The organism is Sodalis sp. RH24, assembly GCF_047324145.1.
GTDB lineage: Bacteria > Pseudomonadota > Gammaproteobacteria > Enterobacterales > Enterobacteriaceae > Acerihabitans.
Window position 1 is genome coordinate 3,125,156 of sequence record NZ_CP178729.1, and the last position, 16,491, is coordinate 3,141,646.

The following is a 16,491-nucleotide window of genomic DNA, read 5'->3' on the forward strand; positions in this document are numbered from 1 at the left end:
TGCGTGAAGCCACTTGTGTTAACGCTAAACGAAACATTATGGCCTCCTCAACGTAATAGGATAATAATCCTCTCTTATGGAAATGGAAAGCTTTTTAGTAGGTTTTTTTCTGAATGCGTCGAGAAGCATATGTCCTTCATCCGTTAGCCTGTTTTTATCATTTATCCAGTCCAAGAATCTAAGTCTAACAAGAATATCAGATACCTGATTATATGATAAACCGCTACGTGAAGCGATAGCGTTTGTTGTCCTAGGAACTCTTGATAAAGAAGATAAGACTAATATAAAACCCTTCCCCTCTGAATTAAGCTTTTTAAACTTTTCTGAGGCCGCAATCCTTTTTTGTCCTAAAATATTCAAGTAGTCATCAACTCTTAAAATTGATGGTCCCGTTGGTAGTTCATCTTTAAAGTCTACTGCTGTTCTACCTCTAAACAAAGGATTCCATTTCTTTGTTCTTTTAAATAATATATTTGGTGAATTGTTAGGTAGTCCATGTGCATAACATATCAATGAAGAAACGCCTCCATAACCCAAGAAAGATTTATTTGCTTTTGATTCTGGATTATAATCAATGCATAATTTTATTATTTTTTTCTTGTCTACAGCATCAAAACTATTTTCAATGGTTGGGCATATTTTTTTATAAAGAGTGATGGGTTTGAAAACATGCTTATCAATTAGCCTTAAACCTGATTCTGTGGCTGCATAGCATATGATATGGAATTTTACATGCCTTGATGAATACCAACTTCTTAATGATGGTGTTTTACTAAAGCAGTTAATAAATGAGAGAATTTGATCGCCAGAACCGATGGTATCAGTCAAGATAACAACATGTCTTATCTTTTCTTTTCTCATTTTTTCCGCAGAGGGATAATAGCTAAACTTTAAAGCATTAGATCTTTTAAAATTCGTGGCAATCGTATTTAAAATACCTTCGCTTCCGATATCATTAGATTCATCTGTATTTTTAATTTGCTCAAAAGCTTTACCGAAAGCTCTTCTTGGTTTTTCATTATTGAATCTGTATACCGTTTCATTAAGTGACACTTCTCTTTCAACAAATAAAGCTATTCTCCCTTGTGAATTATCGCTTATTGTCTGTAGTTGGTTACGAATCGCTGTTTCAAATTCATAAGATGAAACCCAATGTAATTTTTCGAGTAACAGACTGGCATAAGGTCGATCAATATCATTAAATTGCTTTAGCCATTCTAATGCCCTTTGAGTTTTATGAAATTTTATTTCGCTCTCGCTCATCAGAGGCCTCACCTAAGTTGTGTTAGCAAAAGGTATTTATAAACTCTTTTATGAAAAAACTCTTCACAATATACACTCTTTATTTTTGAATTTACATTCAATGGGTTATACGGTGGTAAAGGTGTTTAGGATTATCATACACTTGGGGTGAAGTAAGAGCATTAAAAAACCGGCTTTCGCCGGTTCTGATATTCATGCCGCTGCAGGGTCATCGCACTTCGGCAGCCAGTCAGCGCTGCTTTCTTCTGTCAGATCAAGGTTTGTCTGTATCCCCAGCTTTGTCCGGCGCTTCATGTAGTGTTGTCCGTACTCCCGCATAATGTTCTCAAGCGACAGGCTGAACATCTTCATGCTGAGCGGGTTCCTGTAGCCGTTGGCCTCCATGTAAGCAAGATAGGCGTGATAGAGGTAACGCCTGGGCTGAAGCGGCCTGATACTGGCGTTCCCCATATAGAGCGCATTTGGCTCCGGCGTGGTGAACAGGTAGCCGCAGAAGTCCACCATCGGGTCCGCATCTCGCTTGATGCGCATGGCCTCGTCAGAGTTCTGCTGCGACTGAAGCAGCGACCTAGCCTGCTGTGGCTGACTGAACTGCTGCATTAGCTGGCGCACGATAACGGCCAGCTCACCGCTGATTTTCTCCTTCAGCTGCGGGTCGCGCTCGTCTGCCGGGATGATCTCCGGGAAGTGCAGGATTACCCGGCGACGCGACACGCCCCCGCTGCGGTCGGTAAAGCGCATCGGGTTGTTGTTCACCGCCAGAATCACAGCCGGGATATGGGTTGAATAGGCGTCGCGGTACTTCGGGTCAACGGATACCGCATCGCCGCCGGTAATCGCCTTGATGCCCGCGCCGTCGCCGCTCCACTTTTCCTGGTCGGGCAGGATAATCAGCGAATACCCAATCACCGCCGCACGTTCGCGCGACGACTCCAGCGTTTCGATAGTTGCTGAAGTGGTGTTGTCCGTTCCGGCCAGCATGGTGGCGATTTCCGCCATGATGCTCTTGCCGCTGCCGCCGGGGCCGGTGACCTCCAGAAACAGCTGCCAGTCATAGCGGTTCGCCAGCACCATAAACAGCGCGGCCAGAATAATGTCGCGTTTGGCCGGGTCCCGTCCGGCGGCGCGGTCGAGCCACTGCCAGAAGTGCGGCGCATGGTCTGCCAGCGTTTCACCCTGAACGGGCTTTGTGTAGTCCACCTCGCTGACCGTGCGCAGCCAGAAGTCTTTACTGTGCGGGCTGAAGCCGCCGGTGCGGGTGTCCAGCACGCCATTACGGAAGCCAATCAGGCGGCGCGCCGGGTCGGCCTGCTGCGGCAGCATCAGCTTCAGCGTGTCCACCACGCCCGAAATCTTGCCCGCCGAAAACGGCGCGCGCAGGCGCTGAAACAGCTTCGCCACGTCGCGCTCAAACTGCTTCCCGGAAATCACCTTCCACGCGCCGTAGCGGTAGCGTGACAGAATTTCCCCGCTGGCGTCCACGGCCAGCGCGCTGCGGTAGTGCTCCGCCACGCGCTCCGCCTTCTCACTGGCGCTCATGGCCGAAAATTCCGCCTCGCTCATTACGTCGAACGGACTGGCGGTGGTCGGCGTGGCGGCTTCGGCCAGCGCACGCCGAGTGTTCTCCTCACCGTGCTGCATAAAAGCGTCATTCCAGTCACCGAACACCGGCGGCAGGGCCACGACTGCGTGGCTGGCTTCAGCGGCCTGCTTTGCTTTCTTCTGGCCGTTGCCGTTCAGGTCGCGGTCGGCGGCAATCAACAGCGGCATTGCGGCGTGCTTTTCACGGGCAAGGCCAGCCAGAGAAAGGAGGTTAACGGACGACAGGGCAATCCACACCTCATCCCCGGTCAGGTTGTGCACCGTCAGGCCGGTGGCGTAGCCCTCCGTCAGCCAGATACGCGCTGCCGGTTTGCCGGTGCTGAGGACGTGGCACGCGCCTTTTACCTGTCCGCCCTTCAGCGTGCGCTTTTCACCCGCGGCGTTAATCAGCTGCACGTTCACCAGCTGGCCGCCCGTATCGTGAAGGGGAACTAGCAAATCACCGGCACGATAGGCCGTGAGCGCGACTTTCTGCGGCTTCGCCAGCGTCAGGCAGGGCTGCTCCGGCCAGCCCTTGCGGGACAGGTAAGCGTTGCCGGTTGCCTGCTGCGCACTGCTGACCAGCTGCCGGGCCTGCTTCACGGCGGCGGCGCGTGCGGCTTCGTTATCTTCTCCCGCGCTGGCGACAGGCGTACTGTCCACCTCTGGCAGGCTGCCGGTCAGGCCGTTTACCCGCGCGGCGGCTTCGGTCAGGCTCAGTGAGAGGGCCTTTTTCACCAGGTCCATGCCGTCACCGGCACCGCACTGATTACAAATCCACGTGCCGCGCCCCTCCTGGTCGTCAAAGCGGAAGCGGTCGGTTCCGCCGCATACCGGGCAGGAGGTATGACGGTTCTTCACCACCTTCACGCCCAGCGCGGGCAGGATGCGGGGCCACTGGCCCTGTGCGGCTTTTGCCGCGTCTGATACGGTCATTTTCATTATTCTTTTCTCCCCTAATGCAGCACCGGCGCGTCTTTGAGGCGCCCGCAGAGTTCATCCATCACCACCTGCCCCAGAAAGCTCAGGCATGGGGCCGACTTGAGCGGCCCGGCGGCCAGCAGGTCGTCGAGCAGCGCGCAGGCAATTTCCTGACCGCGCTGGCGTCCGTGCTGGCGCAGGTAGAAGCCCTCCAGCTCGGATTCAATGGCGTGCTCAAGACGCACCAGCGTCAGGCCGGGATAGCGCTTCTGTTCGCGGCAGACGGTCAGCCAGGCGCAGGCCACCGCGCGGCGGGACAGCGCGGAACGCAGTTCGGGGGAAAGGGTACGTGTGCTCATGGCTCAACCTCCCCGTTCATCCAGCCGTCCTGACAGCGGTTTACCACCCCGTCCAGCTGCTCGGTGATGAGGAAAATCAGCGAGTTCAGCTGCGCCTGCTGTGTGGCCGGTGGCTGTTCATGGCACTCCTGAAGCAGGGTCATGTCGCTTATAAAGCGCCCGGCGTTACGCAGGTGCTCAAGGCGTAACAGGTCGGCGTGGGAAATCGTGGCGTGAGTCATGCGCGCACCTCCCGTACCGGCAGGCGGGCGGCAAGTGACAGCACGTAATCGCGGGACAGTAGCAGGCGTGCGGCGCGTTCGTCAGCGGCAACGGTGCGAAGCATGTGGATACGCTGCTGGCGTTCAGTGCGGCGCACGGCGGCAAAGACGAAAACAAACTGAGGGTATGGGGGATTAAGAACCGCAGCCATAGGGGCAAACTCCTTTGTTAGCTTTTTACAGCTACCACCAGAGTTTCCACGCTCATGGGTGGCAGCCCGGACGGGGGTGGAAATACCGGCAACAAAGGAAACCGGCCAGCCCGAAGGCTGCCCCGCCCGGGCCACCATTACGCAGAAGGCACAGCGGAAACAGAACCGCCGCCCGAAAAATGGGTGCACATGGGCACAGACACAAAAAAAGACGCATGGCGCGTCTGGTGTCGCCTTTGTTTTGCTCGGGTTTCCACGCCCGGCTGCCGATTTTGCGACAGCAAAGAGACTGTACCAAGGAATGGCCCCGGCGCGCAAGCCGGGGAACACAGGAAAATGCAGCATGGCGGAAAATCTCAACAGTTGGTGAAGATCATGCCGCCCGTTCCTGACTGCGTGCAGCGATGCGTGCATTCATCCAGGCGCTGACTTCGCTGGCAAGCCACGCGACGTTCTTGCCGCCAAGCGACACCTGTGCCGGAAAAGCGTTGCGGCTGATAAGGTCGTAAATGGTTGAGCGGGACAGGCCGCAGACGTGGATCACCTCCGGCAGGCGCATAAAGCGTTCCTGGACCGGGAATGATACCGGCATGACAGGGGCCGCCGGGGCGGAAGAATGAGCGTTTGAAGTCGTGTGCATGAGCTACCTCTTTTGTATCCGTTAAGCGCCGCACAGGTGTGTACGGCATCGGGTAGCTCTTTATTTTGCGAATATTTTTGCCGGTGACAACAACAGAAATCTGTCTGGCAGGTCGCACAAAAACCACATAAAGAATAGGTGTACGAGAACAGTACTAAATAGTGCTAAAGAGTACTAATAAGGTTTTATCCAATAACTTTAAGTTTGCTTCAGTCAGATTTTAAAAACTACTCATTCTAAAGGGCGAATAAGGCCGGAATCCCGACGATGAACAATGGTGAACAGAGGGTGAAGGATTAATTTTTCACTCATCACCTCTTAATTTACTGTATTTACTATTTTTTTCTTTCTGGTGAAGAATAGTGAAGGATTTATATAAAACTGAAAGCTGATAACAGGCTTCAGTGAGACCTTTCCTGGCTCGCCAGAAGTAATGCTTTTGTCTGGTCCGTCATACAACGCCCTCCGGTAGAAGCCGCTGTGCCAGACCCGGCACAATTGACTTACTGAAACCAGCCGACAGGAAACGAGATGGCCCTGAAATGTCCCGAATGTGGTCAGGTAGCCCACACCCGCACCAGCGCTTATGAAGCGCCCTCCGTAAAGCGTACCTGGTACCAGTGCCAGAACCTCGACTGCTCCTGCACGTTCACCGCGCTGGAGAGCGTCGAGAAAATCATCATGAAGCCGCACAGGCCCAAGGTCGCAGAGCCGGAACAGCAGAATGACGTGCCGGTTCGCCAGCCGCAGACGCTGGGCCGTTATGGCGACGCCTGCGCCCGCCGCGACCGCCACGCACAGCCCTGACAGAGAGAAAAAAGCATGACACAGCAGAACATGACAGAAGAAGAGATGAAGACAATCGCTGAATTCGTTGGCTCGCTCGTGGTAAAAAGCCAGAAACCGCTGCAGGATGCGGGGTGGCTTCTGAAGCTGCCCGAGGCCGACGTTATCAGCCATACAACCAGGCTGGTAAAGAGCCTTCCTGCTGGCTGGCAACCCCGCGTCCAGGACCTCCAGGGTAAAATGCTGGCCTGGCTGGAAGCAAAACAGGCAGAAGCCGCCGCTGAGGACACCATCAGCGCGTTGCGCCAGAGCAGAACCGAAACGGAGCAGGCAAGTCAGGACAACCGGGCGCGCTTTCGTGAACTGCTTGAGCAGAGCGTCGGCACCGTCACGCCGGAGATGAAGGCGCTGCGCGCGGAGTATCTGGAACAGCAGGAAACGGCATCAGACCTTTCCGGCTTGATTGCCGAAAAAGAAAAGCAGTTACCTGCTCTGGCCGACGCCACCGGACGCAAAGCCAATGCCTACGTGTTCTGTCACGAGGGCATCATGGACGAACGTATCGACACGCTCATTGATGAATTTTTTATCGTCCATGGCGTTGAACTGAGCAGTCTGCTCAGGATGAAGTACTGTCAGTTTGAGCGTAATGGCTCAGTCTATGCGCCGGGCGTTATCGAAGGTGCAAATGATGCAGATACGCTGTATCGAAAATTTGCAGTGAACCTCATTGAAAAGTGGACGCATAAAAAACTGCCGCTGAAATTCCGGGATGACGTCATCAGCCTGACCGGCGCTTACCCTTTCAGAGGGGCCAGAACCGACCGGCGCAAGCGCAAAATTTTCTGAGCCAGAGAGATAACCCCTAACTGATGCCCGGTTACGCGCCGGGCTTTTTTGTGTCCGCTAATTACCGAAGGGAGCGTGCATGTCTATGCTGCATGAAAACGCATGAGTTTCAGGCATCCCGGAACGGCTGGAAAGGCCAGCTGCGGCGCGGCCAGGAGCCACTCATGCAGGTGCATGAAAACCACTGCATGAAGTGCGCAGGCGTGGCGGGGCTACGAGCGCGCGCAACAAGGTTTTATAAAGAGTAATTCATTATCAATGGCTATTTCCAAAAGATGCTAAAAATTAAAGTTCTGATCGAATTTTTTGGTTAATTCGTAAGGGTTATGTGATTACAATCAAAAAATCAACTCATCGGTTATTTCCCAAAATAGTCATCTATGCCGATGAATGGAATCTTGCACCAATAAAAACTCTAAAAAACCAAACTTTAAGTATAAAAAACCATGAAGAATCTCATCGAGCTTTAGCAGCGTACCAACCTAATAAATTACCAAAAAAAATTGATACAATTTTTCTTAACAGTGATCCATACTAAACCGCTAATGCAAGTGGGAAATCCTGTTAATCACATAACTTCTTAAATTAAATTTAATTAGGGTGCTAGTATGGAAAGCATAGTATTTTTCAATAACAAAGGCGGTGTTGGGAAGACGACACTATTATGTAATGTTGCCGCTTACCTGAGTATTGAACTTCATAAAAAGGTTTTAGTTATTGATGCCGACCCACAATGTAATACGACTTCATATAGCCTTGGAGAACAAAAGTTATCAGAAATATATGGAAATGAAAAAAGGCAAACAATAGAGAACTTTCTGACTCCTATTCGACGTGGTAAGGGATACGTCAGCGAACGAGTTGCCCCATTAAAAACTGATAGATTCGGTTTTGATCTTATTCCTGGTGATCCTAAATTAGCCCTTAGTGAAGACTTTTTAGCGTCTGACTGGGATCCAGCAGTTGCTGGAAAGCCTAGAGGAATACAGACTACATTTGTTTTCTCTCATTTATCATCGTTGTATGAAGATTATGATTATGTTCTGTATGATGTTGGCCCATCCCTAGGAGCTCTAAACAGAGCAATCATAATTTCTTGCGATTATTTTATAATCCCAATGTCCGTAGATATGTTTAGCCTACTAGCACTTAACAATATAAACCTCTCACTAAAGAACTGGATGAGTGGTATAAAAAGTGGGTTGAAAAATTACCAAAAAGATGAAAATGAAGAATATACAATTAATAATAAAAGTTTGCAGTGTAATTTGCAATTTTTGGGTTATGCAATGCAACAATATCGCGGTAAAACTGTTAGGGGCGAAAAAGTTAAAGTTAACGCCTATGAAAAAATAGCTTTGAAAGTCCCTAAGATTATAAAAGCAGAAATCATAAATAATTACTCGAGTAAAGTAAATATTGATTTTGAATTGGGGCAAATAGAAAATATGTACAGCCTTATCCCATTGTCGCAATTAGCAAACTCTCCAATATTTTCTCTGAAAAATAAAGATGGTGTAGTTGGCTCTCACTTTTCAAAGGTCAATGATGCTAGAGAATTATTTTCAAGTATCTGCCAAAGAATATTGAGTAATATTGAGGCGATAAAGTCATGATTAAATGGGATAAAAGCTTAGTATCTGACTTAGCCAGGAGAAAGTGCATTCTATTTCTAGGTGCTGGCGTTTCAATGAATAGCGAAGGTCATAGAGGAGTTCGCCCACCTAGTTGGCGTGCATTTTTAGAAAATTGTTTACCTGAATTAACAGATGCATCTGTCAGGCAGATTAGAAAACTTATAAACAATGAGGATTATCTTACAGCTTGCGAATTGATTAAATCTAAATTACCTCGTGGTAGGTTTGACCATATTGCTAAAGAGGCGTTCCTGCACCCTCAGTTTACTAAAGCAATCATCCATGAGCAGTTATTCAAACTTGACTGTAGAATAGTTGTTACTCCTAATTTTGACAAGATTTACGAGACTTATGTTACTCGTGAAACAGAAGGTACAGTAAGCGTTAAAAATTACTATGATTCGGATATAGCATCTGCGATTAAGGAAAGCGGAAGAGTTATTCTAAAAATACATGGCACGATTGACAACACATCAAAATTAATTTTCTCTAGATCTGATTATGCTAGTGCTCGCTCTGGATATAGAGATTTCTATGAAATTTTGAATGCCTTGGGTCTAACTCATACCTTCCTATTTATCGGTTGTGGCGCTAATGATCCCGACATAAGGCTACTTTTAGAGGATGCGTTTTTCAAACACAGTGCTGTAAAGCCTCACTTTATGGTTATGTCAGATAAAAGCCTCCATAAAGATATGATGCCAGTAATAGAGCAGACTCTAAACGTTAATATGTTGGTTTACAAATCTAGTAAAGGAAGTCATCAAGAATTAACTGATGGTTTGACGGAACTAGTTCAATTGGTTGAAGCAGCAAGAATTGAGTTAAAAGAGAATATGAATTGGTAGGGAGTGTATTACAACACCAAATATTAACGGCGCTAAGTTTAAATTTAGTGCCGTCTTTTGGTTTGAAAAATCATAATGGCTCAGGATTTTGAAAATTCATAAGGAGAAACCGAATGATTTTTATTAGTATAAAGATAATCCGCCCACCATTGAATCATAAGCCTACGCTCATCCAAATGCTCAGAAGTATGAATATATGCCGCACGCACATTGTTACGCTCGGAGTGGCTCAACTGCCGTTCTATCGCATCATCGCTCCATAATCCCGACTCACCCAGCGCACCTCGTGCCATTGTCCTGAAGCCATGCCCGCAAACTTCAGTTTTTGTGTCATACCCCATAGCGCGAAGAGCATTGTTAACCGTGTTTTCGCTCATGACTTTTTTAGGATCGTGATCGCCGGGAAAGAGTCTCTCGTTGTCACCGCTTAACTGCTTCAACTTTTCCAGCAGGGCCAAAACCTGACGGCTTAGCGGTACGAGATGCTCCTCTTTCATCTTCATGCCACGATGAGAATAACGAACTCCTTCTATCTCTTTACGCTGAGCAGGAATTTTCCATAAAGCCCTTTTGAAATCGAACTCATCCCATCGGGCAAAGCGCAACTCACTGGAACGGACAAAGGTCAGCAATGAAAGCTCGACAGCTATACGTGTCATGTTACGCCCACGGTATGCAGCAAGGCGCTCAAGAAACTCAGGAAAACGGTTGAAAGGTAATGCGGGGTAATGACGAGCCTTAACCGTAGAAAGTGCCCCAGCCATATCAACAGCGGGATTAGATTCAATGTAATCGTTTTGCACGGCATAGCGCATTATCGCAGTTACACGCTGCTGAAGACGCTGAGCGACATCATGCCTGCCACTGGCATCAACGGCCTTAATAGGTGCTAACAGCTGGCTGGTTTTCAGCTTACGAACATCTGCTGAACCAATATGAGGAAAAATATACAGTTCGAGATAGCGCAGGATCCTTGAACGATGGTCATCACTCCAGCGCTTGTTACTCGCATGCCATTCGCGGGCGATCTTTTCAAAAGTGTAAGCACCCGCATTTTCAGCCTGGGCTTCTTTCTGTTCAGCTTTGGGGTCAATCCCCTGCCCTAACATCTTTTTAGCTTCGTCACGCTTAGCACGTGCCTCAGCAAGCGTTACTGTCGGCCAGACGCCAAAGGCAAGCCGGTCTTCTTTTTTGTCGGCTGGGCGTCGGTACTTCATACGCCAGTATTTTGATCCTTTAGTCGTGACCTCGAGATACAAACCGCCACCATCAGCCATTTTATAGGTTTTTTCTTTAGGCTTTGCAGTGTCGACCTGGCGGGCGTTCAGTTTCATATTGGGGGCACATTTCTTATCGAAGTAAGGATGCCCCCAATTATGCCCCCAGCATGGTCTGGATTGCAACGGATGTTCCCGGACGATACAGGATGATAAAATCAGACTGCATGTTGATTTTAAAGGTTTTTTTGGACTTCCCCGGACGGGGATGGACAGGATACTGGTGCCGAAGGCCGGAATCGAACCGGCATGCCCGAAGGCGGTTGATTTTGAATCAACTGCGTCTACCGATTTCGCCACTTCGGCACTGAAGTTAGTATACGGAAAACGAGGTGCATTATACCGTTAACGCATCCCGGCGCAATACTAATCAGCTTCAGGTGCTGCCGACTGCTGAAAAAACACCCTTCCGGGCGGATTCATGCGGCCGGCATGTGAATCTTATCCCGCGCCGGCGTTTTTTTACCGCTGGCATCCCGGGCACCAGTAAAACGGCCGCGATGCCACCGTGGTTTTTTCTATCGGCCGGCCGCAGCGCTCGCAGGGCTTGCCCGCACGGTGAAAGACCCGGAAGCGGAACACCGCGCCGTGGTGCTTATTGATATCGCTTTGTCCCCGGGTGGCGTAGGACAAGCGCGGGATGTCAAGGATGGCCTCGCACAGGCGGCGCAGCTGCTGCGCGCTTAAATCACGCGCCTTGTGCTGCGCGGTCAGGCCCGCCTGCCAGAGAATCTCCACCCGCAGGTAGTTGCCCAGGCCAGCGATAAACGACTGGTCCAGCAGCAGGCCGCCGAACTGGCGGCCGCTAAAGCGGGGCGACGATAGGCGATCGATGACCTCGTCCACCGTCAGGGCCATATCCAGGGCGTCGGGACCGATGCGCAGTAAAAACGGATGCGCGGCCAGTTCATCGGCGCTGAGGATTTTGATATCCGAGGCGCTGTAGAGCAGGATGGCCTGGTCGGCGTTTTCCAGGCGCACCCGCAGATCGCGTTTGGTGACCGGTGATTCCCCGGCCGCGGCCACCCGCCAGACGCCATAGAGCTGGTTATGGCTGTAAAGCACCTGGCCATTGGAAAACCAGGTCAGCAGGGCTTTGCCCCGGGTATCGATTTTCTCGATATGCTGCCCCACCAATCCGTCCTCATAAGGCTTAAGGTGGGGAAAAGCGAACCAGGCACGGGTTATGGGCCTGTTTGCCATCGCCGCCAGCAGGGTATCGGCGGCGCGGCGGATTTCCGGTCCTTCCGGCATTGCTGCACTCCGTTATGTTCCGTTTATGTTTCGTTTCTGTACTTAAGATAGCACCGGCCGTCGGGAATAGTCTTAATTTGCCGTCCGGCGGGGGGTTTTCACCCGTCCGCGCTGGCGGTGCGGCGCGCGTGTGGGGTAGGTTATTCGCAGATTAACAGCCGGCGCGTCCGGCGCGACTATTTCAGGAGTATGCTTATTATGATCACAACCCACCGCAGGTTAATGGCGCTGGCCGTTGCCGCCGCGCTCTGCACCGGTTTGGCCTCGGGCGTGGCCCAGGCGGCCGGCAACTGGATGGATTCGGTTAACAGCGCGGTTACCGAGCTGAATAAATCCTCCACCGGCAACGGGTCCGGCACCGCCGGCGCCACCACCGGCAATAACGCCAGTTCACTGGCCGCCCTGTCGGGCCTGCTGAACGGCGGCGACAAGGCGTTAAGCTCCAGCAGCATGACCAATGCCGCCGGCGTGCTGCAATACTGTGTTAAAAATAACCTGCTGTCCGCCAACGGCACCTCGACGCTGAAGGACCAGTTGCTTGGCAAGCTGGGGATTACCAGCACCGCCAACGCCAAAAGCCAGGATTATCAGGAAGGCCTGGGCGGCCTGCTGACCACCGGTAAAAACGGCCAGGTGAATCTTAACGATCTGAGCAATTCCCAACTGGGGCAGAAGGTGAAAACCAAGGCCTGCGATGTGGTGCTGAAACAAAGCAAGAATTTCATTTCCTGACCGCGCGGGATAAGGCGCGGGAACTACCGCGCCGGATACGCCGTCCGGCATGGCATATGCCCGCGGGCGACAACGCCACCTATACTAAAGGGTAGTTGCAATTCTCAGACTAAGTTCAACATAAGGCACATCCACAGTCAGTTTGTGTGTATTAGTTTCCCTCCCCCGCTTATATTCGGTTATCATAAAACCGCCCTTCACATGGTAAACATAATATTAATATCATGCTATTTACACTCAATTAACTATATTATGAAACGCAACAATAATGGCAAGACATGCCAGCGCCAGCGCCCTTTCGCGGTCATTTTATGGCCTTCTCCGGCGCTGAGGCATTTCGTTGGAGATATTTTCGCCTTGTCATCGTTAAAAAATAAAAGATAAAATCATTAGTCACTGAAAGCAGTACGTTAATAATTCTCATGCTATCGATATATAGGAGCAGTAGAAGCAGGATAATAATTTATTTTGCATTTATATCCGTTTAGCTATCGGATATCCCTCAAACCAGCGTTCTAGATCATGACAATTATATGAATAACTTTGATTTCAATTTATTGATAGTACTCAATGCGCTGCTGGAAGACTGTAGCGTAAATCTGGCGGCCAGGAAACTGAACGTCACCGCGCCGGCCATCAGCAAATCGCTGAATAAGATTCGGGGGCTGTTCAACGATCCCATCCTGGTGCGCAGCGGCACAAAACTGATCCCCACGCCCAAGGCTATCGCACTTAAGGAGGATGTGCGCCAACTGGTCAACCGCATTGAGTCGATGCTCAATACCAATATGGCCTTTGAACCCCATACCACCACGGTGTCCTTCACCATCGCGGCGAACGCCACCATCGTCTTTACCCTTAACGCCTCGTTATTCAGCGAAATACAGCGCAGTGCGCCGAATGTCTTTATTAATATGGTACATGATTCGGAATTTGATGATGATTTCCTGCGCTCCAACGATATTGATCTCTACATTGGCGAAATGCGCGATCTCAATCCGGAAATTACCATCCGCACCATTCACTCGGCCAAATGTTATTTTATGTGCCGCTGCGGTCACCCTATTATTTGTGGGGATAAAAATATGGATAACTTGTTGAAATATCATTTTGTCCAGACCAAGGAAAAATACCCGGCCGGGTCGGACGAAGCAATGAAATATTTTTGGTCCACGCGCCATGTGATGGGCACCACGCCCGGTTATATGGCCACCATGAACGCCATTACCCATTCCGACGCGCTGGCCATCGTGCCGGATTTTGTGGTGAATAACCTGCGTAAACTGAATATCGCGGTGGAGTTTTTCAGCGCCGATTTTGATTTGGGCAAACGCAGCATCATCCAGGCTTGGCATTCCAAGCATAATCACTCGCCCTGCCATAAATGGCTGCGCGACCTGACCAAGGTGATGTTTGTCGAGAGTATTAAATGAGTTTTTTACGGTTGTAATAAGAGAGCTGAATCTGAAGGTCGATGCAATGGGCCTGCGCCAATCCAACCCGGCGCTAACAGGTTTTGCCTGTTAGCGCGTCGGGATATCTTTACCGTTTCTTCAAGAGCAACGCCACGCTTATCACCAGGAAGGCCATGCTGGGGAGCAGCGCGCCGAACAGCGGCGGCATATTGTACACCAGGCTGAGCGGTCCGAAGATCTGATCCAACACGTAGAACAAGAAGCCGAAGCTGATACCGGTGATCATCCGCACGCCCATCGCCACGCTGCGCAGCGGGCCGAAAATAAACGACAGGGCCATCAGCATCATCACCGCCACCGAGAAGGGCGAGAAGATCTTGCTCCACATATTCAGCTGGTAGCGGCTGGCTTCCTGCCCGCTCTGCTTGAGATATTTGACATAATCGTATAGCCCGGAAATAGACAGTGATTCCGGGTCGAGCGCCACCACGCCCAGCTTATCGGGGGTGAGGTTGGTTTTCCATTCCCCGCTGAGCGTTTGCCGGCCGGTGATCTGCTGGCTGTCGGTCAGGTCGGATTCATCCACCTGCGCCAGGCGCCAGGTGCCGTCGGTAAAGGTGGCGCTGGCGGCGTAGCGCAGCGTCTGCAGGCGGTTCTCGTGGTTGAAGTGATAGATATTCACCCCCGACAGCTGGTTGTCGCTGACCACCCGCTCGATGTAGATAAAATCGCTGCCGTCCTTGGCCCAGAGACCGTTTTGCACCGACAGCATGGAGCCGCCGTATAACGACTGCGAGCGGAAATTACGCGCCATCTGCTCGCCCTGGGGGGCGACCCATTCGCCGATGGCCATGGTCAGCAGCACCAGCGGGATGGCGGTTTTCATTACCGCCGCGGCGATTTGCATGCGGGTGAAACCGGAGGCTTGCATCACCACCAGCTCGCTGCGGCTGGCCAAAGTGCCGAGCCCCATCAGCGCGCCGAGCAGCGCCGCCATCGGGAAAAAGATTTCAATATCCTTCGGCACGCTCAGCAGGGTATAGAGCCCGGCGCCCGCCGCGGAGTAATCGCCCTGCCCCACCTTGCGCAGCTGATCGACGAATTTGATGATGCCCGACAACGACACCAGCATGAACAGGGTCATCATGATGGTGTTGAAGATGGTTTTACCGATATAGCGGTCCAGTACTCCAAACATCAGGCCGCTCCTCTGATATGTAAACGTTCGCGCGCCCGTCTGAACGGTACGCTGTCCCACAGGTTAAGCAGCAGGGCGATGCCCAGGTAGGCCAGGTTGACCAGCCACATCCATATCACCGGATCAAGCTTGCCCTTGGCGCCGTTGGAGCGCAGCGAGCTTTGCAGCAAAAAGAACACCAGGTACAGCAGCATTGCGGGCAGCATGCTTAATACCCTGCCCTGGCGCGGGTTGACCGCGCTGAGCGGCACCACCATGATAGCCATGATAAACACCGATATGATAAGGGTAAGGCGCCACTGCAGCTCCGCGCGCGCTTCCGGCTGGCTGGATTGCCACAGGGCCTGCAGGGTCATCTGCTCGGCGTCGTTGTTGTTCACCGATACCGCCTGGTGGCCGATGACCGCCTGGTACTGGGTAAAATCGGTAATGCGAAAATCACGCAGCAGCGCGGTGCCCTCGTAGCGGGTGCCTTTATTGAGGTTAACCACCTGCGAGCCGTCGGGACGCTGGGTCATATGGCCCTGGTCCGCCACCACCACCGAGGGGCGCGAATTACCATGCGGGCGCAGTTGCGCCAGGAAGACGTTCTGGAATTCCTGCCCTTTGACGTTGCCGACAAAGAGGACGGAGTTGCCGTTTTGCGCCGCCTGGAACTGCCCGCCCACCATGGCCGCCATGCTGGGGTTGGCCTTGGCCTCCGCCAGCACCTCGTCCTGGTGCCGTGACGACCAGGGCGACAGCCAGATGACATTGGCGGCCGCGAATAACGCCGTCAGCACGCTTAACAGCAGCGCCGCCTTGATCAGTACGCTCTTGCCCAGCCCGCATGCGTGCATGACGGTTATTTCACTTTCGGCATACAACCGGCTCAGGGTCATCAGTAACCCAAGGAACAGGCTAAGGGGAAGAATCAACTGCGCCATTTCCGGCACGCCTAAACCGAGCAGGGATAACACCAGGTTTGTCGGGATATCGCCGTCTACCGCCGCGCCCAGGACCCGCACCAGCTTCTGACAGAAAAAAATCAGCAGCAGGATAAACAGGATGGCCAGCTGGCTTTTAAAGGTTTCCCGAACCAGATATCTAATGATGATCACGCTTATTTCGCCTGTGAAAACTTGTCTTTTTGCAGGAAAATCGATAATTTCTTCGCTAATGCACTATTAATGCGTATCAATTAGTCACCTTTATCGCCAGATAGAGTATAACAACATTAAGCGTTCGGCTGTGCTATGAGAACGCACTGATTATTGCCGGAATAACGTCCTTTGCGTCGTTCAGATTAACACATAAGAGTTAATGCAAAGGCGGGGGAT

At 51.3% G+C, this 16,491-nt stretch carries 16 protein-coding genes, 1 tRNA gene and 1 pseudogene; 6 read left to right on the top strand and 12 right to left on the bottom strand.

Translation table 11 applies throughout. The features are described 5' to 3' along the window. Positions 1-36: 36 nt before the first annotated feature. From ACL2XG_RS14230 to ACL2XG_RS14260, 7 genes and pseudogenes are all read right to left on the bottom strand, one after another. On the bottom strand, positions 37-1,263 hold the full coding sequence (locus ACL2XG_RS14230; protein WP_413721900.1) for a hypothetical protein: 1,227 nt from the start codon (positions 1,261-1,263) through the stop codon (positions 37-39). A 192-nt stretch (positions 1,264-1,455) separates the two neighbouring features. After that, a complete protein-coding gene (locus ACL2XG_RS14235) occupies positions 1,456-3,786 on the bottom strand; it encodes a phage/plasmid primase, P4 family (RefSeq protein WP_413721899.1) in 2,331 nt (776 codons plus the stop codon). Positions 3,787-3,800: 14 nt separating this feature from the next. After that, positions 3,801-4,124, bottom strand: a complete 324-nt coding sequence (locus ACL2XG_RS14240; protein ID WP_413721898.1) for a DUF5375 domain-containing protein — start codon at positions 4,122-4,124, stop codon at positions 3,801-3,803. Beyond that, a complete protein-coding gene (locus ACL2XG_RS14245) occupies positions 4,121-4,345 on the bottom strand; it encodes a hypothetical protein (RefSeq protein ID WP_010257714.1) in 225 nt (74 codons plus the stop codon). Before ACL2XG_RS14245 ends, ACL2XG_RS14240 begins: the two co-directional genes overlap by 4 nt. Then, positions 4,342-4,536 (bottom strand): host cell division inhibitor Icd-like protein, encoded by a 195-nt coding sequence (locus ACL2XG_RS14250; RefSeq protein ID WP_413723527.1) that lies wholly within the window; start codon positions 4,534-4,536, stop codon positions 4,342-4,344. Before ACL2XG_RS14250 ends, ACL2XG_RS14245 begins: the two co-directional genes overlap by 4 nt. Before the next feature lie 24 nt (positions 4,537-4,560). Further along, positions 4,561-4,950 (bottom strand): annotated as a pseudogene (locus ACL2XG_RS14255) (ash family protein); the annotation flags it as partial. After that, a complete protein-coding gene (locus ACL2XG_RS14260; RefSeq protein ID WP_413721897.1) occupies positions 4,910-5,176 on the bottom strand; it encodes a helix-turn-helix transcriptional regulator in 267 nt (88 codons plus the stop codon). The pseudogene ACL2XG_RS14255 and the gene ACL2XG_RS14260, both read right to left, overlap by 41 nt. 531 nt (positions 5,177-5,707) lie before the next feature. On the opposite strand from ACL2XG_RS14260, the gene ACL2XG_RS14265 reads away from it, so the two are divergent. The 4 genes from ACL2XG_RS14265 to ACL2XG_RS14280 all read left to right on the top strand — a co-directional run bounded on the left by ACL2XG_RS14265 (position 5,708) and on the right by ACL2XG_RS14280 (position 9,296). Further along, positions 5,708-5,983, top strand: coding sequence for an ogr/Delta-like zinc finger family protein (locus ACL2XG_RS14265; RefSeq protein ID WP_413721896.1), 276 nt, complete (start codon positions 5,708-5,710; stop codon positions 5,981-5,983). Positions 5,984-5,998: 15 nt separating this feature from the next. Continuing rightward, a complete protein-coding gene (locus tag ACL2XG_RS14270) occupies positions 5,999-6,811 on the top strand; it encodes a hypothetical protein (RefSeq protein ID WP_413721895.1) in 813 nt (270 codons plus the stop codon). Between the two features lie 608 nt (positions 6,812-7,419). Next, positions 7,420-8,427: a ParA family protein gene (locus ACL2XG_RS14275; protein WP_413721894.1), complete on the top strand. Its 1,008-nt coding sequence runs from the start codon at positions 7,420-7,422 to the stop codon at positions 8,425-8,427. Continuing rightward, positions 8,424-9,296, top strand: a complete 873-nt coding sequence (locus ACL2XG_RS14280; RefSeq protein WP_413721893.1) for an SIR2 family protein — start codon at positions 8,424-8,426, stop codon at positions 9,294-9,296. Before ACL2XG_RS14275 ends, ACL2XG_RS14280 begins: the two co-directional genes overlap by 4 nt. A gap of 80 nt (positions 9,297-9,376) precedes the next feature. Here the strand turns inward: ACL2XG_RS14280 and ACL2XG_RS14285 are convergent, their stop codons facing one another. From ACL2XG_RS14285 to nei, 3 genes are all read right to left on the bottom strand, one after another. Beyond that, positions 9,377-10,630: a tyrosine-type recombinase/integrase gene (locus ACL2XG_RS14285; protein WP_413721892.1), complete on the bottom strand. Its 1,254-nt coding sequence runs from the start codon at positions 10,628-10,630 to the stop codon at positions 9,377-9,379. Between the two features lie 164 nt (positions 10,631-10,794). After that, positions 10,795-10,879: transfer RNA gene (locus ACL2XG_RS14290), tRNA-Leu, on the bottom strand. A 156-nt stretch (positions 10,880-11,035) separates the two neighbouring features. Continuing rightward, complete coding sequence (gene nei, locus ACL2XG_RS14295) at positions 11,036-11,827, bottom strand: endonuclease VIII (RefSeq protein ID WP_413721891.1); 792 nt, start codon at positions 11,825-11,827, stop codon at positions 11,036-11,038. A gap of 198 nt (positions 11,828-12,025) precedes the next feature. Between nei and ACL2XG_RS14300 the strand changes: the two genes are divergently transcribed. Together ACL2XG_RS14300 and ACL2XG_RS14305 are read left to right on the top strand one after the other, a co-directional pair. Next, the gene (locus ACL2XG_RS14300; RefSeq protein ID WP_410012527.1) at positions 12,026-12,559 is read left to right on the top strand and encodes a DUF2501 domain-containing protein; all 534 of its coding nucleotides are present in this window, start codon (positions 12,026-12,028) and stop codon (positions 12,557-12,559) included. Between the two features lie 533 nt (positions 12,560-13,092). Further along, the gene (locus ACL2XG_RS14305) at positions 13,093-13,992 is read left to right on the top strand and encodes a LysR family transcriptional regulator (protein WP_410012528.1); all 900 of its coding nucleotides are present in this window, start codon (positions 13,093-13,095) and stop codon (positions 13,990-13,992) included. Between the two features lie 109 nt (positions 13,993-14,101). Here the strand turns inward: ACL2XG_RS14305 and lptG are convergent, their stop codons facing one another. Both lptG and lptF read right to left on the bottom strand, forming a co-directional pair. Then, positions 14,102-15,172: an LPS export ABC transporter permease LptG gene (lptG, locus tag ACL2XG_RS14310; RefSeq protein ID WP_410012529.1), complete on the bottom strand. Its 1,071-nt coding sequence runs from the start codon at positions 15,170-15,172 to the stop codon at positions 14,102-14,104. Next, a complete protein-coding gene (gene lptF / locus ACL2XG_RS14315) occupies positions 15,172-16,272 on the bottom strand; it encodes an LPS export ABC transporter permease LptF (RefSeq protein WP_410012530.1) in 1,101 nt (366 codons plus the stop codon). Before lptF ends, lptG begins: the two co-directional genes overlap by 1 nt. Positions 16,273-16,491: the final 219 nt, after the last annotated feature.